This is a genomic window from Longimicrobium sp. (genome assembly GCF_036399935.1).
In the GTDB taxonomy this organism is placed as follows: domain Bacteria; phylum Gemmatimonadota; class Gemmatimonadetes; order Longimicrobiales; family Longimicrobiaceae; genus Longimicrobium.
In genome coordinates, this window is record NZ_DASWMD010000062.1 from 1 (window position 1) to 25,882 (window position 25,882).

At 71.3% G+C, this 25,882-nt stretch carries 22 protein-coding genes; 19 read left to right on the forward strand and 3 right to left on the reverse strand.

The window, feature by feature from the left end:
* Together VGB24_RS18945 and VGB24_RS18950 are read right to left on the reverse strand one after the other, a co-directional pair.
* On the reverse strand, window positions 1–332 hold a 332-nt coding region (locus VGB24_RS18945), incomplete at its 3' end, for a type IV pilin protein (RefSeq protein ID WP_331074513.1).
* 113 nt (window positions 333–445) lie between these two features.
* Window positions 446–820, reverse strand: a complete 375-nt coding sequence (locus VGB24_RS18950; protein WP_331074514.1) for a type IV pilin protein — start codon at window positions 818–820, stop codon at window positions 446–448.
* A 379-nt stretch (window positions 821–1,199) separates the two neighbouring features.
* Between VGB24_RS18950 and VGB24_RS18955 the strand changes: the two genes are divergently transcribed.
* The 19 genes from VGB24_RS18955 (at window position 1,200) to VGB24_RS19045 (ending at window position 25,354) form a co-directional block, all read left to right on the forward strand.
* Complete coding sequence (locus VGB24_RS18955) at window positions 1,200–1,694, forward strand: hypothetical protein (RefSeq protein WP_331074515.1); 495 nt, start codon at window positions 1,200–1,202, stop codon at window positions 1,692–1,694.
* Window positions 1,695–1,810: 116 nt separating this feature from the next.
* Window positions 1,811–2,287 (forward strand): GspH/FimT family pseudopilin, encoded by a 477-nt coding sequence (locus tag VGB24_RS18960; RefSeq protein WP_331074516.1) that lies wholly within the window; start codon window positions 1,811–1,813, stop codon window positions 2,285–2,287.
* Entirely contained in the window at window positions 2,277–2,678 is a 402-nt protein-coding gene (locus VGB24_RS18965; protein ID WP_331074517.1) for a type IV pilus modification PilV family protein, read from the forward strand. Before VGB24_RS18960 ends, VGB24_RS18965 begins: the two co-directional genes overlap by 11 nt.
* Window positions 2,665–3,519 carry a PilW family protein gene (locus VGB24_RS18970; RefSeq protein ID WP_331074518.1) on the forward strand — a complete coding sequence of 285 codons (855 nt, stop codon included), beginning with the start codon at window positions 2,665–2,667 and terminating at the stop codon, window positions 3,517–3,519. The genes VGB24_RS18965 and VGB24_RS18970 overlap by 14 nt, the downstream gene beginning before the upstream one ends.
* A gap of 11 nt (window positions 3,520–3,530) precedes the next feature.
* Window positions 3,531–4,760: a pilus assembly PilX N-terminal domain-containing protein gene (locus tag VGB24_RS18975; RefSeq protein ID WP_331074519.1), complete on the forward strand. Its 1,230-nt coding sequence runs from the start codon at window positions 3,531–3,533 to the stop codon at window positions 4,758–4,760.
* A gap of 160 nt (window positions 4,761–4,920) precedes the next feature.
* Complete coding sequence (pilM, locus tag VGB24_RS18980; RefSeq protein ID WP_331074520.1) at window positions 4,921–5,961, forward strand: type IV pilus assembly protein PilM; 1,041 nt, start codon at window positions 4,921–4,923, stop codon at window positions 5,959–5,961.
* 39 nt (window positions 5,962–6,000) lie between these two features.
* Window positions 6,001–6,756 (forward strand): PilN domain-containing protein, encoded by a 756-nt coding sequence (locus VGB24_RS18985; protein WP_331074521.1) that lies wholly within the window; start codon window positions 6,001–6,003, stop codon window positions 6,754–6,756.
* Between the two features lie 5 nt (window positions 6,757–6,761).
* Window positions 6,762–7,376, forward strand: coding sequence for a type 4a pilus biogenesis protein PilO (locus VGB24_RS18990; protein WP_331074522.1), 615 nt, complete (start codon window positions 6,762–6,764; stop codon window positions 7,374–7,376).
* A complete protein-coding gene (locus VGB24_RS18995) occupies window positions 7,360–7,917 on the forward strand; it encodes a hypothetical protein (RefSeq protein WP_331074523.1) in 558 nt (185 codons plus the stop codon). The genes VGB24_RS18990 and VGB24_RS18995 overlap by 17 nt, the downstream gene beginning before the upstream one ends.
* Window positions 7,918–7,944: 27 nt before the next feature.
* Complete coding sequence (locus tag VGB24_RS19000) at window positions 7,945–9,708, forward strand: AMIN domain-containing protein (RefSeq protein WP_331074524.1); 1,764 nt, start codon at window positions 7,945–7,947, stop codon at window positions 9,706–9,708.
* Window positions 9,709–9,746: 38 nt separating this feature from the next.
* Window positions 9,747–13,712 (forward strand): hypothetical protein, encoded by a 3,966-nt coding sequence (locus VGB24_RS19005; protein ID WP_331074525.1) that lies wholly within the window; start codon window positions 9,747–9,749, stop codon window positions 13,710–13,712.
* A gap of 127 nt (window positions 13,713–13,839) precedes the next feature.
* Complete coding sequence (gene aroC, locus VGB24_RS19010; RefSeq protein WP_331074526.1) at window positions 13,840–15,042, forward strand: chorismate synthase; 1,203 nt, start codon at window positions 13,840–13,842, stop codon at window positions 15,040–15,042.
* Window positions 15,035–15,583, forward strand: coding sequence for a shikimate kinase (locus VGB24_RS19015; RefSeq protein ID WP_331074527.1), 549 nt, complete (start codon window positions 15,035–15,037; stop codon window positions 15,581–15,583). The genes aroC and VGB24_RS19015 overlap by 8 nt, the downstream gene beginning before the upstream one ends.
* 3 nt (window positions 15,584–15,586) lie before the next feature.
* A complete protein-coding gene (gene topA / locus VGB24_RS19020) occupies window positions 15,587–18,385 on the forward strand; it encodes a type I DNA topoisomerase (protein ID WP_331074528.1) in 2,799 nt (932 codons plus the stop codon).
* A 998-nt stretch (window positions 18,386–19,383) separates the two neighbouring features.
* Entirely contained in the window at window positions 19,384–20,736 is a 1,353-nt protein-coding gene (gene trmFO, locus VGB24_RS19025; protein ID WP_331074529.1) for a methylenetetrahydrofolate--tRNA-(uracil(54)-C(5))-methyltransferase (FADH(2)-oxidizing) TrmFO, read from the forward strand.
* Window positions 20,733–21,680 (forward strand): tyrosine recombinase XerC, encoded by a 948-nt coding sequence (locus VGB24_RS19030; RefSeq protein WP_331074530.1) that lies wholly within the window; start codon window positions 20,733–20,735, stop codon window positions 21,678–21,680. Before trmFO ends, VGB24_RS19030 begins: the two co-directional genes overlap by 4 nt.
* A 718-nt stretch (window positions 21,681–22,398) precedes the next feature.
* A complete protein-coding gene (hslV, locus tag VGB24_RS19035) occupies window positions 22,399–22,941 on the forward strand; it encodes an ATP-dependent protease subunit HslV (RefSeq protein WP_331074531.1) in 543 nt (180 codons plus the stop codon).
* Between the two features lie 104 nt (window positions 22,942–23,045).
* Window positions 23,046–24,470 carry an ATP-dependent protease ATPase subunit HslU gene (gene hslU / locus VGB24_RS19040; RefSeq protein WP_349263941.1) on the forward strand — a complete coding sequence of 475 codons (1,425 nt, stop codon included), beginning with the start codon at window positions 23,046–23,048 and terminating at the stop codon, window positions 24,468–24,470.
* Between the two features lie 59 nt (window positions 24,471–24,529).
* Window positions 24,530–25,354 carry a hypothetical protein gene (locus tag VGB24_RS19045; RefSeq protein WP_331074533.1) on the forward strand — a complete coding sequence of 275 codons (825 nt, stop codon included), beginning with the start codon at window positions 24,530–24,532 and terminating at the stop codon, window positions 25,352–25,354.
* A gap of 108 nt (window positions 25,355–25,462) precedes the next feature.
* On the opposite strand, the gene VGB24_RS19050 is transcribed toward VGB24_RS19045, so the two are convergent.
* The gene (locus VGB24_RS19050) at window positions 25,463–25,882 is read right to left on the reverse strand and encodes a hypothetical protein (protein WP_331074534.1); all 420 of its coding nucleotides are present in this window, start codon (window positions 25,880–25,882) and stop codon (window positions 25,463–25,465) included.

The window sequence follows — 25,882 nt, forward strand, 5'->3', positions numbered from 1 at the left end:
CGGAACGAGCGCAGCCCATGGCTGGCGTTCAGGGGAATGGCGCAGGCGGTGAACGAGGCAGCGCCGCCGTTGACGCCAAAGCTGTAGTACTTGCCGTCGGCGATGTTGGCGCCGCCGCCCTCCACCTCGTCGATGGTGGCCGCGTACTGCCCGTTGGCCTGGAAGTGCCGCAGCTGAAGCGTGTACACCTGCCTCAGGATTGGCGTGGCCTCCGCTTCCTTGCTGCGCTGGGACACCGCGGTGAACTTGGGAATGGCGATGGCGGCCAGGATCCCGATGATGACCACGACGATCATCAGTTCGATCAGGGTGAAACCGCGTCTGGAGTTCATGGCCAAGGCTTTCGCGGGATTGGATCAGCACCGCGGGGTGCGGACAGGGATGAAAAACGAACCAGGGGCCGGGCCTTCACCCGACCCCCGGTTCATGTGCCGTGAGGCAGCGATTACGGCGTGACGGCGCCGGTGACGCAGTCGCGGGTCGCGGTGACGAGGCCGCTCGACGTGCCGAGCGCGTTCGGGGCCGCGGTGGCCACCGAAGCGGCGGCGGTTCCGGTCACCGTGAAGTCGAAGTACCTGGCGTTCGGGCTGTCGAAGCCGGTCAGGGCGCCGATGTTCGCGGCGTACGAGCCGTTCTCCTGGAAGAACGTGCCCTGCAGGGTGCAGATCTGCTTGAGCACCGGGCCGGCCTCGGCCTGCTTGGCGTTCTTCGACACGCTGTTGAACTTCGGGATGGCGATGGCGGCCAGGATGCCGATGATGACCACGACGATCATCAGTTCGATCAGGGTGAAGCCCTTGTTGCTGCGAAGGTTCTTCATGGTGTGTTGCTCCGGTGTGTTTGGCTCGAGAGCCGGGGAAGATCAGCACGCCCTCGTGCTGGCTGCGACAAGGTAAGGCAACGCGCGGGCCATCTGCGCGATTCTACGCAAACCGTTGCGGGCGCTGGGTTTGCGTTGGATGTACACGGTACGGGGGGCGCGTCTGGCGCGGCAGAGTGCAGGCGTTCGTGCAGAATGCTGCACGCGGGAACGGCCTCGACGCGGCGGCTCCGGCACCGACTCCGAGGGCCTCTTCCGATTTTGGCCCGAAAAACGCGTCGCACTTGTGGCGGGTGGCGGCTTGGAGATTGGCGGTCTCCCATCCTATACATTCTGGACGGCGCCGGACGGGGCGCCCCGGAATGCGAGGGAGGGGCCCATGGGGGAGAAGATTGAAGGGTACACGCTGGCCGAAGTGCTGGCGGTGCTGTGCATCGTGGGACTGGTGTGCGCGCTGGGCGCTCCCCGGCTCGATGGGCAGCTGGCCCGCATGCGGGTGCGGGCCGGGTCGAGCCTGGTGGCCGCGGACCTGGCCTTCGTGAAGATGCTCGCCATGCGCGGCGGGCGCACCGCCGTGCTGGTCATCGAGCCCTCGGCCGAGTGTTCCGCGCGGTTCGGGGGCAGGGCGGCGGGCTTCCGCTACCGCATCCAGGCGCGGGTGCAGCCCGGGGCGCCGCCGCGGGTGGTGAACCTGCGCCACGTGGCCGGGCGCGTGTGCATGGAGATGAACGGCTCCGACACGCTCTCCATGAACTCCCGCGGCCTGCCGCACGGCTTCACCAACCGCACCATCTGGATCCACGACCGGCGGTTCGCCGACACGCTCTACCTGTCCGTGGCGGGGCGCGTGCGCCGCGGGCGCCCCGGCGGGTAGCGGAAAACTTTTCCGGCGGCGCACCATTTTGCGGTTTCCTTGGCCGGCTGAAGCGGCGCAACTCCGCGTGAACACAGGGGTTTGGGGCGGGCACGGAAGTTACGATGCCAGCCGGTATGACTTGCGCCCCCCCCATTCGCCGAACCGGCCGGTCAGGGTTCTCCCTGATAGAGCTGCTGATCGTCCTGGTCATCGCGACGCTCATCATGCTGCTGGCCGTCCCCAGGATGGCCTCGTTCACCCGCTACCTGACCTCGCGGAGCGCGGCGTCGCAGGTGGTGGCCGACCTGGCGCTCGCACGCACGACCGCCGTCCGCGAAGGGCGGAGCGCCTCGCTCCGCATCCTGACGGCGGCGCAGTACCAGGTCACCATCGACGCCGACAACGCCGGGACGGTGGCGAGCGTGGTGAAAACGGTCGCCATCGACGGATCGCAGCGAGGGGTGGCGCTCGCGACGGTGGGCACCCGCGTCACGTTCGATTCGCGGGGAATGCGCAGGAACAACGTCCAGACCATCGTCGTCGGCCGCACGGACGGCGGGGTCGACAGCATCAACGTCACCGGGGTAGGAAGAGTGTATCGTGGCAACTGACACGGGTGCGGCCGCCCGGCGCGCGGACGCCGGCTTCACGCTGATCGAGGTGCTGATCGCCATGGTCATCCTGGCGGTGGGGCTTCTGGGCATCGAGGCCATGGCCATCGGCGCCGCCCGGCAGATCGCGAGCGCCAACTCGACCACCGAGTACACGCTGCTGGCGACGGAACGGCTGGAAACCGAGCTCCAGCGGCTGCGCACCACCACCCAAAGCCCGCAGGCCAGCGACACCCGGGTAAACGGCGCGCGCGTGCAGGTGGTGCCGGCGTCGGCGGCGGTGGCGGGGTACGACCCGGGGACGCGGTGGACCATCACCGTCACGGTGACGCCGCCGTCCACCGTCACCAACGTTCAACCCGTAACGGTAATCGGCCGTGCATTCGAATAAGCGGCTGCACTCGCGCGCCGGCTTCACCCTGGTGGAGCTGATGGTGGGGCTGGTGCTCGGCATCGTGCTGGTGAGCATCGTGCTGCAGTTCGTCACGGGCCAAACCAGGATCGCGTCGGCGCAGACGGCCCGCGAAGAGGTGCAGCAGAACGCGCGCGGCGCGGTGGAGGTGGTGGCCAGCGACCTCCGCGGAACGCTGTCGCGCGGCCTGGTGCTGGGCGGCGAGCGCGAAATCCAGTTCATCCTGCCCCGGCGCTGGGGGGTGGTCTGCGCCCGCGCCGGCGACACCAACACCACCGTGGTCTTTCCCGTGCTCCCGGGCGACGCGGTCACCGCGCTGGCCGGCCAGGTGACGGGACTGGCGAGCGTGGACGCGAACGGCGTGATCGCCCCCGCGCTTCCCGCCCGGGCCACCGTCACCGGCGTGGCGGCCGCGAACCTGGCCGCCTGCGTCGGCGTCGCGCCCGTTGGCACCATCGAGGCGTTCACCTTCACGGGAGCCGGCCACACGCCGCTGAACCCGGGGGCCGTCGTGGCCGTGTACCAGGACGTCCGCTACGACCTGGGCCAGTCCAGCGGACGCTGGTGGGTGCGGCGCAGCAGCGGGGCGGGAACGGCCGAGGCGAACATGCAGCCCCTGGCCGGGCCGGTGGACCCCGAGCGGGTGAGCTTCGAGTATCTGCGGGGCACCCCGCCCCTCGCCATCGGCGTGCCGGGGGCCAACGCCTCCACGGCCGGCGTCACCATGATCCGCTTCAACGTGCGCACGCTCAGCCGGCAGCAGGTGGGCACCACCTCGCTCAGCGAGACCGGCTCCGTCACCGTCCAGATCCGAAACTGAGGATGGCTTCCATGACTTCACGGCTCGTTCCCGGGCGCGCGCGCGACCGCCGGGGCGCCGCCCTGCCGGTGGCGCTGATGGGGCTGGTGGCCATCACCCTCCTCGTGACGGCGGCGCTGTTCACCTCGTCGACCGAGTACGCGATCAGCCGGGCCCACCGGTTCGCGGCGTCGTCGCTCTTCAATGCCGACGGCGCTCTGGAGCAGTACGTGGCCCAGCGGGTGGCCACCAACGAGAAGGGGTGGCTGATCCAAGCCGACGCCGACGCGGTGGCGGGCCCCGACGGCCAGAACTACACGGTGCAGGTCGACAAGCTGTCGGATACGCGCGACACGCTCAGCGTTCCCATGAGGCGGGACGAGGTCTTTTCGCTGCTGGTGCAGCCCGCGAACGGCCGCGGGCGGGGGGTGGGCGCCTTCATCCGCACCCTCCGCACGGCCAACCGCCTCAACACCAACATCAACGCGGGCGCCACCTCGGGCGGCGACCTGAGGGTGTCGGGCAACGCCACCATCAGCGACGGGCGGAGCGGCACCAACTACTGCGGCGCGGCCAACAACCGGAGCGACTACGCGGTGCAGGTGACGGCCGGCGCCGAGATCACGCTGGGCAACAACGCCACCCGCAACCTCGAGGGCGCGGCCGACACGGCCAGCTTCACCAAGGCCTTTCTCGAGCACAACGTGCTGGGCACGGGGATGACGGTTCGCCAGCTGGCCGAGGCCGCCGAGATCCAGTTCGGCCGGACGTACGGCGAGGACGAATTCTCGACCCAGCCCATCAACGCCGACACCGATACCGATTCCCGGTACAACTGGGGGTGCCCGGCTTCGCTGGGGGTCACGTGCCCCAGCCCGGCGTCGGCCGAGCGGCACGTGGTGGTGGCCATCGACGCCAACGGCGGCACCGTCCGCCTCAACGGGCGCTACGGCCAGGGGATGCTGATCGTCATCAACGGCAGCCTGGAGATCCAGGGCAACTTCACCTACAAGGGAATCATCCTGGTGGAACGCGACCTGTCCATCCGCGGCGGCACCCCGGGCAACGAGTCAAAGATCGAGGGCGGTGTGATCTCGTTCGGCGCGTCGAGCACGGTCGAAGACAACATCAGCGGCACGGCGACCATCAAGTACAACATCTGCGCGATCAACGACGCCGAATCGGCCCTGAACCGGTCGGCGCTCGACAACGCGGCGCAGAAGCGTAACGGGAGTAACTCCTGGTACGAACTGATACGGTAAACGCCGCAGCGGCACGGGGTAGCGCGGGCATGTGTCGTCTGTCTTGACGGCGGCGCATGCCCGCACTAACGTATGCACGGCCTTCCTTGACCACATTCCCGCAACCGCACTGAAGCCGCGCCTCGCGGCGCCGGTGTTCCCGCACGAAAGACACGGGTACATGGTTTCGTTCCTGCGCCGCAACAAGAGCACGGTCGGGCTCGACATCGGCAGCGGCTTCATCAAGGTGGCGGTGGTCGACCATTCCGGCGCCGAGCCCGAGCTCACCCACGTGTCGCACACCCCCCTGATCGCCGACGCGATCGTGGAGGGCGAGGTCATGGACCCGCAGATCGTGGTGGAAACGGTCCGGTCGCTCATGGAGTCGGCGGCGGTGAAGCCCCGGCGCCTGGTGTCGTCGGTGGGCGGGCGCGACGTGATGGTCAAGAAGATCCAGATGGACCGGATGAAGGAAACCGACGCGCGCGAGGTGATCCGCTGGGAGGCCGAGCAGTACGTGCCCTTCGACATGGCAAACGTGCAGCTGGACTTCCAGATCCTGGACCCGCTCGACGACGGGCTGCAGATGAGCGTGCTGCTCGTGGCCGCCAAGCGCGAGGTGGTGGACCAGCGGGTGGGGCTGCTTCGCGACGCGGGGCTGCTCCCCCAGGTGGTGGACGTGGACTCGTTCGCCCTTCACAACGCCTTCGAGTACAACTACCCCGAGGCCATGGAGGGGGTGGCGGCGCTGGTGAACGTGGGGCACGAGATCGCCACGGTGAACGTGCTGCAGGAAGGCGCCCTGGTGCTCACCCGCGACGTTCCCTTCGGCTCGCGGCGGCTGCGCGAGGACATGCGCCGCATGCACGGGCTGACGGTGGACGAGGCCGACGCGGTGCTGCAGGGCCGCTCGCCCCGCGCCGGCGAGTTCCAGGAGCTGCTGAAGCAGGGCGCCGAAGACCTGGCCGTGGGGGTGGAGCGCGCCCTGGCCTTTTTGGGGGGCGAGGCGGCGGGCCCCGGGCGCGTGTACGTGTGCGGCGGCGGCGCCCGCATCCCCGGGCTGGTCGACGTGCTGGCGTCGCGGCTGCGCGCGCGCACCGAGGTGGCCACGCCGCTGCAGCGCCTGAAGGTGCGCCCGGGGGTCACCTCGTTCTTTCCGGTCGACGAGCTTGCGCCCATGCTGATGCTGTCCGTGGGGCTCGCCCTGCGCGCCGCCGCCTGAGGCCCGCGCCATGACGGCCCTTTTGCCCGAGACGCGCACGTGATCGAGATCAACCTTCTCCCCGGCGGCGCGCAGAAGCGCCCGGCGGCGGCCCGCCGCCCGGGTGCCGGCGTGGCGCTGCCCCGGCTGGGGGGCGACCCGCGGATCGCGGGGCTGGGCGGCGCGGCCGTCCTGCTGCTGGCCCTTTCCACCTTCTGGTTCTGGACCTCGGGGCAGAAGATCGCCTCGCTCGAGGCCCAGGTGAACCGCGAGGTGCAGGACTCGGTGCGGCTGGAGCGCTCGATCGCCCTGATGAAGACGCTCGACACCCGCAAGGACACCATCGACCAGAAGATCGAGGTGATCCGCGAGGTCGACGTGCGCCGCTACGTGTGGCCGCACCTGATGGACGAGGTGAGCCGCGCCACGCCGCCCTTCATGTGGCTGACCAAGATGGCCGTGCTGGAGGACGAGGGCGCCGACGCCGCGCCCGCGCCGGCGCCGGCAGCCGGGGCGGCCGCGGCCCCGGCCGACACCGCCAAGGCGCGCGCGGACTCGCTGGCCAGGGAGGCGGCGCAGGCGGCGGTGGCCGCGGGGCCCTCGTTCAACGTCGAGGGGAACGCCGGCTCCACCCAGGCGCTCACGCGGTTCATGCGCAACCTCGAGGCGTCGCCCATGATCCGCGACGTGGCGCTGATCACCAGCGAGCAGATCGACTTCCAGGGGCGCAGCGTGCTCAAGTTTTCGCTCGAGGCCCGCTGGGAGCAGCCCGACCCGTCGCTGATCGAGACGGTACCCCTTCTCAACGCCCGGTGACGCGCATGGCGCTTCCCCCGCTGGACCCCCAGCAGAAGAAGAACCTGATCTATGGCGGGGTGTTGCTGGCCCTGGTCGCCTTCGGGTTCTACGACCGGCTGTACACGCCGCGCAGCGCCCGCATCGGCCAGATGGAGGCCCGGCTCGAGGCGCTGGAAACGGTCAACTCGCGCAGCCGCGCCCTCACGCGCGGCGCCGAGGGGCAGATCGACCAGCAGCTCGTGCTGTACCGGCAGCAGCTGGAGCTGGCCGAGGGGCTGATCCCCTCCGCCGAAGAGGTGCCCAACCTGCTCGACGCCATCTCGGCCGAGGCGCAGCGGGCGGGGGTGCGCATTCACCTGATCCAGCCGGTGAGCGCCACCGAGGAAAATTTCTTCACCCGCCGGGTGTACGACATGGCGGTGACCGGCGGCTACCACCAGATCGGCGAGTTCCTGACGCGGGTGGCCTCGCTTCCGCGCATCGTGACGCCCACCAACCTGACGGTGGCCCCGGTGGCCGAGGCCGGCGACGCGGCCGGCGCGGTGCCGGCGGGACGCGCGGCGCAGCTGGAAGCCCGTTTTTCCATCGAGACCTACGTGATCCCCACTGCCGCGGCCGACGATGACGCGAGCGCCTGAACGAGCCTTCCGCGCGGCGCTGGCCGCCCTGGTGCTCGCCGCCGCGGGCGTCGCCGCCCAGCAGGCGGCGGTGGCGCCCGGCGACAGCACGGCCATGGTGTCGCTTCCCGAGGCCGAGGTGTACCGCCGCGAGGTGTTCCGCTACGCGGGGGCGGGACGCCCCGACCCGTTCCTGCCGCTGCTGAGCGGCGACGAGATGGGCGTCCGCGCCCAGGACCTGCGCCTGCTGGGAATCCTGTACAGCTCCAACGCGGGGCAGTCGGTGGCGACCTTCGCCCTTCCCGACACCACGCAGCGGGTGCGCCTGCGCGTGGGGCAGCGGCTGGGCGCGGTGACCGTGGTGGCGATCCATCCGCGCCGGGTGGATCTGCGTGAGGACGAAATGGGCGTGAGCCGCGTCTTCTCGCTGCAGGTACCGCGCGCCGGCCGGCCGGCGCCGCCGCCCGCGGTTCAGCAGGCGCCGGCGGCCCAGCCGGCTCCCCCGCAGCAGGCGGCACCCGCGCCCCCGGCGCCCGCCCCGGCCGCACGCCGGCCGAGGTAAAAGGAGAATCCGACCATGAGGCGACCAATGATCGTGCGCAAAGCGTGGATGGCGCTGCTGCTGGTGCCGGCGCTGCTGGCCCTTGCCCCCCTTCCCGCGCCCCCGGCCGCGGACGGCAGCGTGGCGGCCCTGCGCCTGGAAGGGCGCGAGGGGCGCACCGAGCTGACCGTGGACATCGCGGGCGGCACGGTCACGTGGACCGACTTCGCCCTCTCGGGGCCCCCCCGGGTGGTGGTCGACATCCAGAACGCGCGGCTGGGGCTTCCCTCCAACCGCTACGAGGGGCTGGACCGGGGCGGCGTGCGGGGTGTGCGCACCAGCCAGCACGCGGAAGACGTGGTGCGGCTGGTGCTGGACCTGGACCGCGAAACCCGGTACACGGTAGAGCAGGTGGCCGGCGGGCTGCGCGTGTCGCTGCAGTCCGGCGCCGCGGCCTTCCAGCCGTGGAGCAGCGGCGCGCCCGCGGCCTCGCGCCCGGCGGCACCGCGCACGGCGACGGCGACGGCGCCGCGCCCCGCCCCGCAGCAGCCCGTGCAGGCACGCCGGATCACGGTGAGCTTCCAGAACGCCGAGATGCGCGACGTGCTGGCCTACTTCGCCGAGTTCTCGGGGCGCTCCATCATCGCGGGCACCGACGTGTCGGGAATCGTGGTAGACGGCGTGTCGTTCAACAGCCAGCCGTGGGACGTCGCGCTTCGCACGCTGCTGCAGGCCTACGGGCTGGCGGCCGAGGACCTGTCGGGCGGCATCATCCGCGTGGACCAGGTGGCGAACCTGGCGGCGCGCGCGGGGCAGGAGCCCCTGGTCACCCGCCCCTTCCGCGTGAACTACGTGAACGCGGGCGACCTGGCGGGAACGTTCGAGAACCTGCAGACGGACCGCGGCAGCCTTTCGGCCGACACGGCCACCAACACGCTGATCGTCACGGACGTCGCGCGGGTGGTGGCCGACATCGAGGCGCTGCTCGCCACGCTCGACGTGCCGGTGGCCCAGGTGGCCATCGAGGCCAAGATCATCTTCGTCGACCGCACGCAGCTGGAGGCGCTGGGAATCCGCTACGACCTCAAGGACTTCCAGGGCAACAGCTTCGGCGGCATCATCGAGAGCCCGCTGTACGACCCCGTGACCGGCCAGCCGACGGGTGAAAGCACCCCCAACGACCGCTTCGTCCTGGGGGGGCCGTCCATCGGCGCCGTGGGCAACGCGGCCTCGGAGGTGGAGGACGCCACCCTGGACGTGGCGATCTCGCTGCTGCTGGCCAACCGCTTCTCGCTGGTGGCGCTGGTGAGCGCGCTGCAGGAAACGCGCATCGCCGACGTCGAGGCCATGCCGCAGATCACCACGCTGAACAACCGCACCGCCCGCATCTTCGTGGGCGAGGAGATCACCTTCCTCACCGCGTCGGCGGGGGCGGGCGCCGGGGGCGGGGGCATCACCCTGCAGCCGGTGCAGGTAGAGGCGGGGATCGAGCTCGAGGTGACGCCGCACATCACGGCCGACGGCCGGGTGCGGATGTCGCTGCGGGCCGAGAACTCCAACCCGACCGAGACCTCCAACAACCTGCTGAACGTGTCGCGGCAGCAGGCCGAGAACGAGGTGCTGGTGGGCGACGGCGAAACCGTCGTCATCGGCGGGCTGACGGTGACGCGCGTCACCGACACCCGCCGCGGCATTCCGTTCCTGATGGACCTCCCCGTGGTGGGCGGGCTGTTCCGCGTCACCAACCGGTCCGAGCGCAAGCAGGACCTGCTGATCCTCGTCACCCCGCACATCGTTCGCCAGGATCGCTGACGGACGGGTTTTTCGTTTCCAACAACGCAGTACCTACCATGAAATTCCTCCGCAGCAGGGCCGCCGTCGCGGCGGCCCTGGCCCTGGCCGCGCTGCTTTCGGCGTGCACGGGCGACAACCCCTGGAACGGCGGCACCGGCCCCGGCCCCGGACAGACGACCCAGGACAAGGCCGCGCCCACCGTGGACGTGCTCCTGCCCGACGCGCAGACGCCGGCGGTGAACGCGGGCGACTCGCTGTTCGTGCGGGCGCGCGTGCGCGACGACCGGTCCGTGGTGAAGGTGACCTTCGAAGCGTACGCCGTGCGGGGGCGCCCCGAGCTGGGCACCGACACCGCCGTGGCGCGGTTCGTCAGCAAGGACGTGGACTTTGGCAAGACGGCCGGGGCGGTGACCGACACCACCATCGACCGCTTCCTCCTGGCCACCTCCGACACCGCCCGGGAGAACGGGGTCTTCGTGGTGGTGACCGCCACGGACTCGGCGGGCAACAAGTCGGCCGACACCACGCGGATCAACATCACCCGTCAGGTGGTGGCGCCCACGGTGGACATCCTGTCGCCGACGGCTGCCTCGGCCACCGTGAACCTGGGCGACTCGCTCCTGGTCACGGCCCGGGTGGGTGACGACCGGCGGCTGGCGCGGGTGACCTTCTCCGCCTTCTCGGTGCGGGGCGACCCGGCGCTGGGCACGGCGGTGGTGGTGCCCCGGTACCTGGCGACGGAGGTGAGCATGCCGGGCACCGGCCCGGCCGTTCGCGACACCACCCTGAGCCGCTACCTGCGCGCCACTCCCGACACCGCGCGTGAAACGGGCGTGTACGTGGTGGTGACCGCCGCCGACTCGTCGGGCTACACCACCGCCGATACGGTTCGCATTTCCATCGGCGGGCAGGGGGCGGCACCCCTGGTCACCGTGCTGGCCCCGGCGGAGAACGGAACGGTGAACCTGGGCGAGCCGCTGCTGGTGCGCGCCCGCGTGCGCGACGAACGGCGCCTGGCGCGGGTGAGCTTCCAGGCGTTCTCGCTGCGCGGCAACGCGGCCCAGGGCACGGCCACGGTCGTTCCCCGGTACGAGTCGCGCGAGGCCGACCTGCTCGAGGGCGGCCGCGTGGTGACCGACACCACCGTCGAGCGGCTGCTGCCCGCCACCCCCGACACCGCCCGCGAATCGGGGGTGCTGGTGGTGGTTACGGCGGTGGACACCTCCGGCTACGCGAGTACCGACACGGTGAGGTTCACCATCGCCGGCAACGGGGCCGCGCCTCTGGTCGACGTGCTTTCGCCGGCCCCGGGGGCAACGGTTCTCCTTCACGACTCGCTCGTGGTGCGCGCCCGCGTGCGCGACGACCGGCGGCTGGCACGGGTGACCTTCTCGGCCTTCTCCATCCGGGGGAACGCGGCGCAGGGCACGGCGACGGTGGTGCCGCGCTACGTTTCGCGCGAGGCGGACCTTTCGGCCACGGGGCGGGCGGTGACCGACACCACCGTCGAGCGGGTGCTGGTGGCCACCTCCGACACGGCGCGCGAGTCCGGCGTGTACGTGGTGGTGACCGCCGTGGACAGCACGGGCTACTCCCGTTCCGACACGGTGCGGATCAACATCGCCGGCCCGTCCGCGGCGCCGTCGGTAGAGATCGTTCTCCCGGACTCGCGCACCGGCACCATCGCCGTGGGCGACTCGGTGTTCGTACGGGCGCGCGTCCGTGACGACCGCCGCCTGGCGCGGGTGGTGTTCGAGGGCTTTTCCGTACGGGGCAGCGTGGCGCTGGGCACCGACACCACGGTGGAGCGGTACGCCAGCAAGACGGTGGAGCTGGCCGGGGGGTCGCGGGTGGTCACCGACACCGTGCTCGACCGCTTCCTGGTGGCCACGGCCGACACGGCGCGGGAAAGCGGCGTGTTCATCGTGGTCACGGCGGTGGACTCGATGGGGCTTTCCACCTCCGACACCACGCTCGTTTCCATCGGCGGGCCGCGGGTGCAGGTGTCCATCCCCGCCGGGCAGGACCCGCGCGGCGGGGCCGAGCTGCGCATCCGGGTGCTGGCCGAGGATTCCCGCGACCTGATCACCTCGGTGCGGGTGCGCGGGTCCGGCGCCTTCGCCTTCGACACCACGTTCTCGCTCCCCACGCCCCGGCCCACCGTCGACACCCTCCTGGTGATCGACATCCCGCTGCTGGCCGCGGACGGCACGCTGCAGATCGACGCCAGCACCGTTTCGGGGGCGCTGCAGCCGGGGACCGCCGTTCCCGTGCAGGTGCAGGTGCGCGCGGCCGAGGTAGACCGCATCCGTCCGCGGACCAGCTTTCAGACCAACGTCCGCCCCACCGTCGAGCAGCGCGACTCGTTCGAGGTGACGGTGACGGGTGTGGACGAAACGCGGATCGATTCGGTGGGCGTCACCGTGCTGGCCATCCGGCGCAGCGGGGGGAGTCCCGACACGCTGCGGGTGTACCGCGGCGCCGGACCGGTTTCCACGGGCACCTTCCGCTTCCAGATCTCCGACCTGGGGCTGAGCCCGCTCGACACGGCCAGCGTGGACCTGGAGGTGACCGCCTGGTCCAAGGACTCCAGCGGCAACTGCGGCGCGGCGGTCACGCCCAACACGCCGCAGCAGCTGGACTGCGTGCCGGGGCCGGGTGGGGTGGTGCTCACCACGATCAGCGGGCGGCTGGTGCCGGTCTTCATCGCCCGCGGCGCCACCATCCGCCGGCCCAACGGAACGGACGTCGTTCCCGACCTGGTGGCCGACGCCAACTTCGTGTACCTGGCCAACTACACGCGCAACCGCGTGGACCTGCTGCCCCTGGGAGGCACGGCGTACACCTCGTCGGTGAACGTCGGCTCGCAGCCGTGGGGCGTGGCCCTGGGGCGCACCGGCGACTCGCTCTTCGTGGCGAACAGCGGTGGCACCAACATCTCGGTGGTGGGGCTGGACGGGTCGCCGTTCGAGGACCGGCGCATCCTCACCCGCAACGAGCGCCTGTTCGGAGTGGACTTCTCGGTGCAGACCGGGGACGTGACCCAGGTCGCCATCCACGACTACAGCGACCGGCCGCAGTTCCTGGCCCAGGCGTCCAACGGGCTGCTGGTGTACAGCACCAAGCCCACCGCGGCCGCGCGGGACGGCACGGTCCGCATCTATCAGCCGCGTACCGGCAGGTCCGACGTGTTCACCGGGTACGTAGACCGGCACACGAGCGGCAAGGCCCTGGTGGTGAACGCCGACTCGGCGTTCTACTCGCCGCCCGACGAGATCATCGTCTGCCCGCGGCGCCGCGTGGGCGACACCACGGACCCGCCGTGCATCGGCGGGCGGCTCAGCGCCGTGTCGGCCGCGTTGACGGCCCAGCGTTCGGAGCCCCCGAACGCATCCGGGGACCGGTACGACACGCGGCTGGACATCGGCGCGAACGTGGCCGACGTGGGCTTCGCCGACACCACCTTCGTGGCGGCCAGCACCGACCGCCGCTACGTGGCGGTGGGCGAGGGCGCGCGCGAGAACGCGCGGATCCCCATGTTCGAGGCCTCGGGCGACTCGCTGCTGCTGCGGGGTGACGTCCGCGACCTGATCGCCAACTCGGCCGAGCGGGTGATCGGGCTGGGGCTGAACCGTGACGGTTCGCTGGGCGTGGCGCGTGGCGACGAGGCGTACTACTTCACCCCCGACCTGCGCAGGCAGGGCGCGGTGGCCAGCGGATCTCCGACCGGCGGCGTAGCCATGCACCCGCAAAGTGCCGACTACGTGAACGCCAGGAGTGCCCTGAGCTTCGTCTCTGGCCTGGACGGGGCGGGCCGGCCCTACGTGGACGTGATCGACGCGTACCACTTCCGCCTGGTCAAGCGGGTATACACGCGCGACCCGGTGGTGGGTGCCCTGGTGGTGGCGCCCCGGGCGGCCGGCGACCCGGCCGAGGTCAGCCTGCGCCTGTACGCCCTTACCTCGGGCGGCGTGCTGGGGCTGACGCTCACCTACGCCGACCTGGGACAGCCCCAGCCCTGACGGGCGGCGGGGCGGGATGAATGGAGGGCCCGGCCACGTGCCGGGCCCTTCGTCGTTCCGGCACTCACGCGCTCGTGCACCGTCGTTCCCACTGGCGCCCGCCCGGCCCCGGCGCTTTATTTAGCGCATGCCGACCTTTCGCTTCGTTACGGCCGGCGAGTCGCACGGCCCCTCGCTCACGGCGGTGGTCGAGGGCGCGCCCGCCGGCCTCGCCCTTTCCGCCGACGACCTCGACCGCGAGCTTCGCCGCCGCCAGGGCGGGTACGGCCGCGGCGGGCGCATGCGCATCGAGTCCGACCGCGCCGAGATCCTCTCCGGGGTGCGCCACGGGCAGACGCTGGGCTCTCCCATCACGCTGCTGGTGAGGAACCGCGACTGGGCCAACTGGACGGACGCCATGTCGCCGGCCCCTTCCGATGCCGAGGGAGACGACGAGGCCATGCGGCGCGTCTTCTTTCCGCGCCCCGGCCACGCGGACCTGGTGGGCGCGCTGAAGTACGACCGCACCGACGCCCGCGACATCCTGGAGCGGGCCAGCGCCCGCGAGACGGCGGCGCGCGTGGCCGCGGGAACCGTCGCCCGGCGGATGCTGGCCGAGCTGGGCATCGCCGTCGGCAGCCACGTGGCCTCGCTGGGCGGCATCGTCGCCGCGGTGCCGCTGGAGCTGCCGGACGACCTGAACGCCGCGTCCGATCCCTCCCCCGTCCGCTGCCTGGACCCGGAGGCGGAAGGCGCCATGATCGACGCCATCGACGCCGCCAAGCGCGCGGGCGACACGCTGGGCGGGGTCGTCGAGGTGGTCGCGCGGGGGGTGCCGGCGGGGCTGGGATCGCACGTGTCGTGGGACCGCAAGCTCGACGGGCGGCTGGCGCACGCGCTGATGTCCATCCAGGCCATCAAGGGCGTGGAGATCGGCCTGGGATTCGAGGGGTCGATGCGGCCGGGGTCGCGCGTGCACGACGCCATCGTGGCCGATCCCGGCAACCCGCGGGGCGGGGGATTCGGACGCGCGAGCAACAACGCGGGGGGGTTGGAGGGCGGCATCACCACGGGCCAGCCCCTCGTCGTCCGTGCGGCGATGAAGCCCATCTCCACGCTCATGCAGCCGCTGGCCACGGTGAACCTGCGCACCGGCGAGATCGCCGAGGCGGTGCGCGAGCGCTCGGACGTCGTCGCCGTCCCCGCCGCGGGCGTGGTGGCCGAGGCGATGGTCTGCATCGTCCTGGCGGGCGCCGTGCTGGAGCAGTTCGGGGGCGACACCATGGCCGACCTGCGGCGAAATTTCGACGGGTACGTGCAGCGCATCGCCGCGCGGGGCGCGTTTGGCTGACGGTCCCGTCCGGCGCGTCGTCCTGGTGGGGATGATGGCGTCGGGCAAGTCGGCGGTGGGGGCGGAGCTGGCGCGGCGGCTGGGCTGGGCGCACGTGGACCTGGACCGCGAGATCGAGGCGTTTGCCGGCAGGCGCATCCCCGGCATCTTCGCGTCCGAAGGCGAGGCGGCGTTCCGGGCGATGGAGGCCCAGGCGACGGGGCGGGTCGCCGGGCGCGACTCCATCGTCCTCTCCCCCGGCGGCGGGTGGGTCACCCAGCCCGCGCTGCTGGACGCGCTGGGCCCCGGGACGCTTTGCGTCTGGCTTCGCGTCTCGCCCGAAGAGGCGGTGCGGCGCGCGGCCGGGGCGCCGGGGGAACGCCCCTTGCTCGCCGGGATGGACCCGCTGGGGGCCGTACGGCGGCTCCTGGCCGCGCGGGAAGCGCTCTACGCCCGGGCAGACCTGCATCTCGACACCGACGCGCGCGGCGTCGGCTCCATCGTGGACGACATCGAACGGCACATCCGCTCCCTCCAGGCGAGCGGACCTCCTTCTCGTTAGATCATGGCGGTCAAGAAAGACAAACGGCTGGTGGTGGTCGAGTCGCCCACCAAGGCGAAGACGATCCGCAACTTCCTCCCCTCGGGGTACGTGGTGGCGGCGTCGATGGGCCACGTCCGCGACCTTCCCGAGTCGGCCGCGGAGATCCCCGCCAGGTTCAAGGGCCAGGAGTGGGCGCGCCTGGGGGTGAACGTCGACGACGGCTTCGAGCCGCTGTACGTGGTCCCCGCCGGGAAGCGGAAGATCGTCGCGGAGCTCAAGGCGCTGCTGAAGGACGCGGGCGAGCTGATCGTCGCGACCGACGAAGACCGCGAGGGCGAGAGCATCGGCTGGCACCTGGTGCAGGTGCTGGACCCCAAGGTGCCCGTCTCGCGGATCGTCTTCCACGAGATCACCCCCGAGGCCATCCGCGAAGCCATCCGCAAGCCCCGGCAGATCGACGAGCACCTGGTGCGCGCGCAGGAAACGCGGCGCATCCTGGACCGTCTGGTGGGCTACACCGTCAGCCCGCTGCTGTGGAAGAAGATCTCCAGCGGGCTCAGCGCCGGGCGCGTGCAGTCCGTGGCCGTGCGTCTTCTCGTGCAGCGCGAGCGCGAGCGGCGCGCCTTCCGGTCGGCGACGTACTGGGACCTGAAGGCCACGCTGCTGCGCGGCATCACCCCGTTCACCGCCGTCCTGGCGGCGGTGGGCGGCAAGCGGGTGGCGTCGGGGCGCGACTTCGACGAGAACACCGGCCGGCTGAAGACCGCCGACGTCGTGCTGCTGGGCGGGGACGAGGCGCGCGCGCTGCAGGAGCGGCTGCGGACGTCGGACTGGCGGGTGGCGGAAACGGACGAGAAGCCGTCCATCCGCCGGCCCTATCCGCCGTTCACCACCTCGACGCTGCAGCAGGAGGCCAACCGCAAGCTGCGCCTTTCCGCGCGCGACACCATGCGGATCGCGCAGCGGCTGTACGAGGAAGGCTACATCACGTACATGCGGACGGACTCGGTGCACCTGTCCGACCAGGCGATGAAGGCCTCGCGCAGCCGCATCGCCCAATTGTACGGCGACAACTACCTGAGCCCGCAGCCGCGCCAGTTCACGACCAAGAGCAAGGGCGCGCAGGAGGCCCACGAGGCCATTCGCCCGGCCGGCACGGAGATGAAGACGGTCGAGGAGCTGCGGCTGAGCGGGGTGGAGGGCGCGCTGTACGAGCTGATCTGGAAGCGCACCGTCGCCAGCCAGATGGCCGACGCGCGGCTGACCTACCTGACGGCGCAGATCGAGGCCGACGGCGCCACCTTCCGCGCATCGGGGAAGCGCATCGACTTTCCCGGCTTCTTCCGCGCCTACGTGGAGGGGTCCGACGATCCCGACGCGGCGCTGGAAGACCGCGACGAGCCCCTGCCGCCGCTGGCGCGCGGCGACGCGCTGGGGCTGCGCACCCTGGAGTCGCTGAGCCACGCGACGCAGCCGCCGGCGCGCTACACGGAGGCGTCGCTGGTGAAGCAGCTGGAGGCCGAGGGCATCGGCCGGCCCAGCACCTACGCCAGCATCATCGGCACCATCATCGACCGGGGCTACGTGGACCGGGTGACCAACCAGCTGGTGCCCACCTTCACGGCGTTCGCGGTGACGGGGCTGCTGGAGCGGAATTTCCCCTCGCTGGTCGACACGCGCTTCACCGCGCGGATGGAAGAGGAGCTCGACGAGATCGCCGAGGGCTCGGCCGAGTGGCTTCCCTATCTTCAGCACTTCTTTTTGGGCGAAGAGGGGCTGAACGAGACGGTGAAGCGGGGCCAGGAGGCGATCGACCCGCGCGAGGCCTCGACGGTGATCCTGGAGGGCGCGCCGGGGCGCGTGCGCATCGGCCGCTTCGGCCCGTTCGTGGAGATGGGCGCGGAGGGCGACACGATGACGGCGTCGCTCCCGGACGGCATCGCCCCGGCGGACCTGACCGACGAGCAGATGGAGCAGCTGGTTCGCGCCAAGGCCGAGGGGCCCGACGTGCTGGGCGTGGACCCGGCCAGCGGCAAGCCGGTGATGATGCTGCAGGGGCGCTTTGGCCCGTACGTGCAGCTGGGCGAGGCGGCGGAGGGGAGCAAGGACAAGCCCAAGCGCGCGTCTCTGCCCAAGGGATTGAATCCCGCGGACCTGTCGCTGGACTTCGCGCTGAAGCTCCTGTCCCTGCCGCGGACCTTGGGGCTGCACCCGGAGACGGGCAAGGAGATCCAGGCCAGCGTGGGCCGCTTCGGGCCGTTCGTGGTGCACGAGGGCGACTTTCGCTCGCTGGCAAAACAGGACGACGTCTACACGGTCGATCTGCATCGCGCGGTGGAGCTGCTGAGCCAGCCCAAGGGCGGGCGCGGGCAGCGAGCGGCGGTGGAGCCGCTCAAGACCGTGGGTGCGCACCCCAAGGACGGCGAGCCGATCCTGCTCTTCGAGGGGCGCTACGGCCCGTACGTGAAGCACGGCGGCGTGAACGCGTCGCTGCCCAAGGGGGTAGGACCGGATGAGCTGACGGTGGAGCAGGCCGTCACCCTGCTGGCGGAGCGCGCCGCGGCCGGTCCGCCGGCCAAGAAGGGCGCGCGCCGCGGGGCCCCGGCGCGGAAGACGGCCGGGAAGACCGCGACCAAGACGGCCGCGAAGTCGGCATCCAGGCCGGCGGCGAAGTCGGCCAAGGCGGCGGAGACGGGGCGGAAGACGGCGGCGTCCAAGACCGCCAAGTCGGCGCGCAGTGCGGCGGCCAAGAGCACCGCGCGTACGGCGGCCAAGTCGGCCGGGCGCACGGGGGCGAAGAAGCCCGGGACCGGGAAGTAGAGGCGGTCGCGCCGGATTTCGGCGCCGCGCGGTCCGCCCTCCCCCGCGTCCGCGCGCGGGGGAGGGCGGATGCGTTTTGCGAGAGCCACGCAGCCCTGTCATCCTGAGGCCCAGGGGCGCCGGACTGGCCCGTACGCCGAACTTCGCGGGCCGAACGATCTCGCCGAGGACGCGAACGAGCTTGGGCCCGGCAGCGGTCATCTAAGCCGAGGCCTCGGCTGCCGTGGGGCCCTCACCCGGCCGCGCTGACACGCGTGCCACCCTCTCCCACAAACAGCGTGGGAGAGGGGGTACACTTCGGGGTTGAGTGTGGGCAGGCAGGCCCGGTGCTCGGGCGGGCGCCCCCCATCCCCAACCCTTCCCCCGCAAACTGCGCGGGGGAAGGGAGCCAGATGGGTGCGCGAGGCCAGCCGCCGTGCGGTTCAGGTCTCCCCCTGCGCTGCGCAGCAGGGGGACGGGGCTCGGGGGAAGGGGGCTCCCGGGCATGCACCGGCAGCCATTCGAACCCCGATCGACGTTCTCCTCTCTCCCGCGCAGTTTGCGGGGGAGAGGCCGGGAGAGGGGGCAGCCGCGGCATGAGCGCGAGCCAGCCTGGGCGGCACAAAGTTCCCCCCTCTCCCGGCGCAGTTTGCCGGGGGAGGGGCCGGGGGAGGGGCCCGCCCGAGGAATGCGCCGGGCCCCAAGGTCCCCCGGGGAAGCCGAGGTCCATGGCTCCGTGCCGCTGTCGCGCCCAGACTGAGAAGTGGCGCCAGGCTAGATCCTTCGGCCCGCGTGGAATGGTGTGCGGGCGAGTGCGGTGCGCCTGGGCCTCAGGATGACAGCCCCGTGGCGCGGTGTGTGGGCGGAGGTATGCGCGAGTCCTTGGAGAAGCGCGCCGGACTGGCTCCCTTCCCCCACGCAGTTTGTGGGGGAACGGTTGGGGATGGGGGGCGCCGCGGCATGCGCCACAGCCTGGCTCGTCAGGTTCTGCAGTTCTTTCAACGTTGAGGGGATATACGATGGCGGAGGTAACGGTAGTCGGCGGAGGGCTTTCGGGGTCGGAGGCGGCGTACCAACTGGCCGAGCGCGGGCACGACGTCACCCTGTACGAGATGCGCCCGGTGCGCGGCACTCCCGCGCACAACACCGAGCTGCTGGGCGAAATCGTCTGCTCCAACACCTTCAAGTCCGAAGACCCGCAGAACGCGCACGGGCTGCTGAAGCTGGAGATGGACGCGCTGGGCATCGGCGGCTCGCTGCTGCTGGCCTGCGCCCGCGAATCGCGCATCCCCGGCGGCACCGCGCTCACCGTGGACCGCACGGAGTTCGCCGGGCGGATGACGGCCGCCATCGACGCGCATCCCCGCATCCGCGTGGTGCGCGAAGAGATGCAGGCGCTTCCCGACGGTCCCGCCATCGTCGCCACGGGCCCGCTGACCTCCGACGCGCTGTCGCAGTCCATCCGCGGCTCGCTGGGCGACCAGGGGCTCGCCTTCTTCGACGCCATCGCCCCGGTGGTCAGCGCCGAGTCGCTGGACATGAACAAGCTCTTCTACGCCTCGCGCTGGGGGAAGGGCGGCGACGAGGACTACCTGAACGCCCCGATGGACCGCGAGCAGTACGAGGCGTTCATCCAGGCGCTGAACACCGGCGAGCCGTACGCCGGGCACGACTGGGAGAACGTGCCCTACTTCGAGGGCTGCCTGCCCATCGAGGTGATGGCCGGCCGCGGGGTCGACACGCTGCGGTTCGGGCCCATGAAGCCCGTGGGTCTGCCGGTGCCCTGGAACGATGGCAAGTGGGCGCACGCCGTCATCCAGCTGCGGCGCGAGGACCGGGCGGGGAACATGTGGAACCTGGTGGGCTTCCAGACCCGGCTGAAGATCCCGGAGCAGAAGCGCATCTTCCACACGATCCCGGGGCTGGAGAACGCCGAATTCCTGCGCTGGGGCTCCATCCACCGCAACACGTACCTGAACTCGCCCGCGTGCCTGTCGCCGCACGGCTCGCTGCGCGACCGGCCGGAGCTGATCTTCGCGGGGCAGATCACCGGGGTGGAGGGCTACACCGAGTCCACCGCGGTCGGCATCCTGGCGGCGGCCAACCTGGACCGCGTGGTGCGCGGGCTGGAGCCGGCGGTGCCGCCCCCGACGACGATGATGGGCGGGCTGATGCGCTACCTGCGCGAGAGCGATCCCAAGCACTTCGCGCCGATGAACAGCAACTTCGGCCTGCTGGATCCGCTGGACGTGGTGGTGAAGAAGAAAGAGCTGAAGCGCGAAAAGCTGGTGGAGCGCGCCCGCGCCGACTTCGCCGCGTGGATGGAGACGAACGGCATCACGGGCGGGGTAGAGGCAGCGGCGGCGCGATGACGAACGGCGCGGATGCCGAGGCCCGCCGCGGGGGCGAGCTCGACGAGTTCCTTCGCTACGTGGCGCACGAGCGCGGCCTGTCGCCGCAGACGGTGCGGGCGTACGCGGACGACCTGCGCGAGTTCGGCGAGTTCCTGGACCGCTACTACGGCGCCCCCGAGTGGTCGTGGGGCGGGGTGGACCGCCTGGCGATCCGCTCGTGGATGGGCGACTGCGCCACCCGCCGGGGCCTGTCGCGCACCAGCATCGCGCGAAAGGTTTCGTCGGTCCGCTCGCTGTACCGCTTTCTTCACGTGGAGGGGCGGGTGGACGCCAACCCCGCCCGCGCGGTCCGCACCCCCAAGCGCGAGCGGCACCTTCCGGGGTTCCTGACGCGCGAGCAGATGGACGGGCTCTTCGAGACCGCGCAGATGCGCGCCGAGGCGGGCGGGTTCCACGGGCTGCGCAACCTGGCGATCGTGGAACTGTTCTACTCGGCGGGGCTGCGCCTGTCGGAGCTGCAGGGGCTGAACATGCTAGACCTGGAGTTGATGACGGACCGTGTGACCGTGATGGGCAAGGGCCGTAAGCAGCGCATGGTTCCCGTAGGACGCGTGGCGCTGCGTGCGATTCGCGGGTACTTCGACGCGCGCGAGGTGGTGATCGCCGGGGCGACGCGGCCGGACGTACGCGCGGTGTTCGTGGGGCAGACGGGCAAGCGCCTGTCGGTGCGGCAGATCCAGAACATCGTGGGCGAGTTTCTGCGCGGCGTCGCGGGCGAGACGGGCCTTTCCACGCACTCGCTGCGGCACAGCTTCGCCACGCACCTGCTGGACGCGGGGGCGGACCTGATGGCGGTGAAGGAGCTGCTGGGGCACGCCAGCCTGAGCACCACGCAGATCTACACGCACACGTCCAAGGAGCGGCTGAAGGCGGTGTACCGGAAGGCGCACCCGCGAGCGTGACGGAGGCCCGGCCCTGCGTGAGACTCCATGTTCGGAGGAGCGCTCCGGAGCCTGTCATCCTGAGCCCCAAGCGCGCCGGGCCAGCCCGCAGACCAGACCTCGCGGGGCGAAGGATCTAGCCGCGGACACGTACAAGCCGGGGCGCGGCAGCGGTCACCGTAGCCGAGTCCCCAGCTGCCGTGGTGCCCTCACCCGGCCGCGCTGACACGCGTGCCACCCTCTCCCACAAACAGCGTGGGAGAGGGGGTACACTTCGGGCCTGGGTGCATTGGGGACAGTCCGGTGCTCGGGGGGGCGCCCCCCATCCCCACCCCTTCCCCCGCAAACTGCGCGGGGGAAGGGAGCCAGTGTCGTGCACGAGGCCGGCGGAAGCGCAGTTCAGGTCTCCCCCTCCCCTGCGCAGCGGGGGACGGGGGCCGGGGGGAGGGGGCTCCCAAGGCATGCACCGGCGGCCGGTCGAACCCCGCCCGAAGTGCTCCTCTCTCCCGCGCAGTTCGCGGGGGAGAGGCCGGGAGAGGGGGCTGCTGTGGCATGAGCGACAGCCATTCGAACCCCGACCGACGTTCTCCCCTCTCCCGGCGCAGTTTGCCGGGGGAGGGGCCCCAACGGTTGCGTAACCCCTGAAACCGCGCGACCTTGTGCGGGCGGACGCAGCCGGTCCGCCCCGAAACGACGTTCACGGCACGTACTCCGTACTTTCGTACCGGTTTTTGGAGATATGGCAATCCCCACGTTCCACGCCACCACCATCCTGGCCGTCCGCCGCGACGGCAAGATCGCGCTGGGCGGCGACGGCCAGGTGACCATGGGCGACGTCATCGCCAAGTCGTCGGCCACCAAGGTGCGCAAGCTCAAGGACGGCAAGGTGCTGGCGGGCTTCGCCGGCTCCGTCGCCGACGCGTTCACGCTCTTCGAGAAGTTCGAGGAAAAGCTGGAGCGCTACCCCGGCAACCTGTCGCGCGCCGCGGTGGAGCTGGCCAAGGACTGGCGCAGCGACCGCTACCTGCGCCGGCTCGAGGCGCTGCTCGCCGTGGCCGACCGCGAGAACCTGTACATGCTCAGCGGCACCGGCGACGTCATCGCCCCCGACGACGACATCGTGGCCATCGGCTCGGGCGGGAGCTACGCCCTGGCCGCGGCGCGCGCGCTCAAGGAGCACTCGTCGCTCCCCGCACCGGAGATCGTGCGCCGGGCGCTGGAGATCGCGGGCGAAATCTGCATCTATACCAACACCAACATCACCGTGCTGGAGCTGGACTGACGGCGCGCTCACGCACGAAGTGGGAATTGAAGCGAATGTCGACGAACGAAACCGAGGTGAAGCCCGCGGAGGGCGAGGCCCAGGAGCCTCTCTGGCTGGACGAAATGACGCCCCGCCAGATCGTCGCCGAGCTCGACAAGTACATCGTGGGGCAGAACGCGGCCAAGAAGTCGGTGGCCATCGCGCTGCGCAACCGCTGGCGCCGCCAGCGCGTGGCCGAGGACCTGCGCGAGGAGATCGCCCCCAACAACATCATCATGATCGGCCCCACGGGCGTGGGAAAGACCGAGATCGCCCGCCGGCTGGCCCGGCTGGCCGGCGCGCCCTTCGTGAAGGTCGAGGCATCGAAGTTCACCGAGGTGGGCTACGTGGGCCGCGACGTGGAGTCGATGGTGCGCGACCTGGTGGACGTGGCCGTGAACATGGTCCGGACGGAGCGAGAGGACGAGGTGCAGGACGAGGCCGAGAAGCGGGTGGAGGACCGCCTTCTGGACCTGCTGATTCCCCCCGCCGAGTCGCAGCCCACCCCCGCCGCCGGCGCGCCCGCCGCTGACGGCGACAAGAAGGAGCGCGTGTGGTTCGCCTCGCCCACCGGGCAGGCCGAGCCGGTGGAGGACGTGGCCGGGCGTGAGCGGCGCGAGCGCACCCGCGAGAAGTTCCGCCAGCTGCTGCGCGACGGCAAGCTGGAGGAGCGTGAGGTGGAGGTGGAGGTCAGCCAGAGCATGCCCGTGGAGAACATGATGATTCCCATGGGCGGCGGCATGGACGGCGGCGGCATGGACGGCAACCTGATGGACATGCTGCAGGACTGGCTTCCCAAGAAGACCAAGCGCCGCCGGGTGAGCGTGGCCGAGGCGCGCCGCATTCTGCTGCAGGACGAGCTCGACAAGCTCGTGAACATGGACGAGGTGGTGAACGAGTCGCTCGACCGCGTGGAAGACATGGGGATCATCTTCCTGGACGAGATCGACAAGATCGCCGGCGAGCGCGGCGCGGCGGGCGGGCCGGACGTGTCGCGCGAAGGGGTGCAGCGCGACCTGCTCCCCATCGTCGAGGGCTCCACGGTGCAGACCAAGTACGGGATGGTGCGCACCGACCACGTGCTGTTCATCGCCGCGGGCGCCTTTCACGTCAGCAAGCCGTCGGACCTGATCCCCGAGCTGCAGGGCCGCTTTCCCATCCGCGTGGAGCTGAGCAGCCTCACGCAGGACGATTTCGTCCGCATCCTGCAGGAGCCCAAGAACGCGCTGGTGTCGCAGTACCGCGCGCTGGCCGCGGCCGACGGGGCGGAGCTGGTGTTCACCGACGACGGCGTGCGCGAGGTGGCGCGCACCGCGGCGCAGCTGAACGAGCGGATGGAGAACATCGGTGCGCGGCGGCTGCACACCGTGCTCACCACGCTGCTGGAAGACGTGATGTTCGACCTTCCCGACATGGCCGAAAAGCACATCGTGGTGGATGCCGATCGCGTTCGCAATCGCCTGAAGGACATCGTCGAGGACGAGGACCTGCGCAAGTACATCCTCTAGGACGCCCCGCCGCCCCGGCCCGGCGCCGGGGCGGCGGCTTTCATCGCGCATCCATCAATATGAAGTTCCGCCGCCTGCTCCTGACGGCCCTGCTGCCGCTGGCCGCGTGCGCCCCCGGCGCGCGCGCCGGCGTCCTGGGCGTGTACGACCCGGACTCGTTCGTTGAAGGCGACGCCGAGCGGTTCGCGGGCTGCCACGACGGGCGCGGCTTCGTCGCCGGCGACTGCGCGCGCCTTGCCGACACGCTCGCGGCGGGCGAGGAGCTGCCGGGCGTGGATTCGGCCGGCCGCCCGGCGCGGGTGCGCCTGTCGCGGGTGCGCGCCGCGGGCCAGTACGAGGCGGCGTACGTCGCCGAACTGGTGCCGTCCGGCGCCGCGGCCGCCGGTCCCGTGCTCTTCTGGCGCCCCGGCCCGCCGCTGCACGCCCTGGCGTCCGCGCCCGTCTCGCTGGACTCGGCCGCGACGGCCCTGCTGCGCGCCGAGGCGTTGCGGCTGTACGCGACCGCGGAGCAGCAGCGTGCCCCCGGCGACCGTGCCGAGGCGATGGAGTTGGGCACGCCGCTGGTGCTGGGCGTCGAGGGCGAGTCGAGCCTGGTGGTGCAGTGGCCGGCGCAGCTGGCGTACGGCACCGGGCGAGACCGGCGGGCGTCGCTCTTCTTCGTCTACGATCCGGTGCAGCGGCAGGTGGTGCGCGGCCTTTTCGGACATCCCGAGTGGGGGCCCGTGGATCCCTCGCTGGTGCGGGCGGTGCAGCCGGTGACCTTCTTTCGCCTGGGCGCGGACCCCGCCGTGTACTTCCTGGCCCGCGAGGCGGGGCCGTGGGAGCACATCGGCTTCGGGATCTACGAGATGAGCAGCGGACGGGCGGTGCTGGGCGTGCCCTGACAGGCTCCAGTGCCGTGCACCGCCGATCCGCTCCCGCACCGCCGTGGACAAGCGAAAGCCCCGCGCCTCATCTCTCGAGGCGCGGGGCTTTTCGTGCGAGGGCAGCCGTCAGTCGGGGAAGGTGATGCTTCCGCCCAGCTCCGGGTGCCCGCCGGTGATCAGGTCGACGATGCCCGTCATTTCGGCGCCGATCACGTCTACGCGGTGGAGCACGGAGCGGCTGTGGGCGTAGTCGAAGTACAGGGCCACGGCTTCCTCGTGCGCCGGGTTGAACTCGATGACCTTCTGGTCCATGCGCGTGCGCAGGTCGTCGCAGATCAGGCCCACCGCGCTGCGCACCCGGCGCTGCTCGTCGAGCGTGTCGATGCTGAAGTCGCCCGTCAGCCGGGGGAGCAGCAGCTCCACGTGGGCGACGCCTTCGGCCGGCGCGGAGACCGGGCTCGTGGAGGAGGCCTCGGCCGCCGTGACGATGGCCTCGCCTCCCGAGGACAGCGCACGCAGCTCTTCGAAGTTGCAGTGAAGGATCAT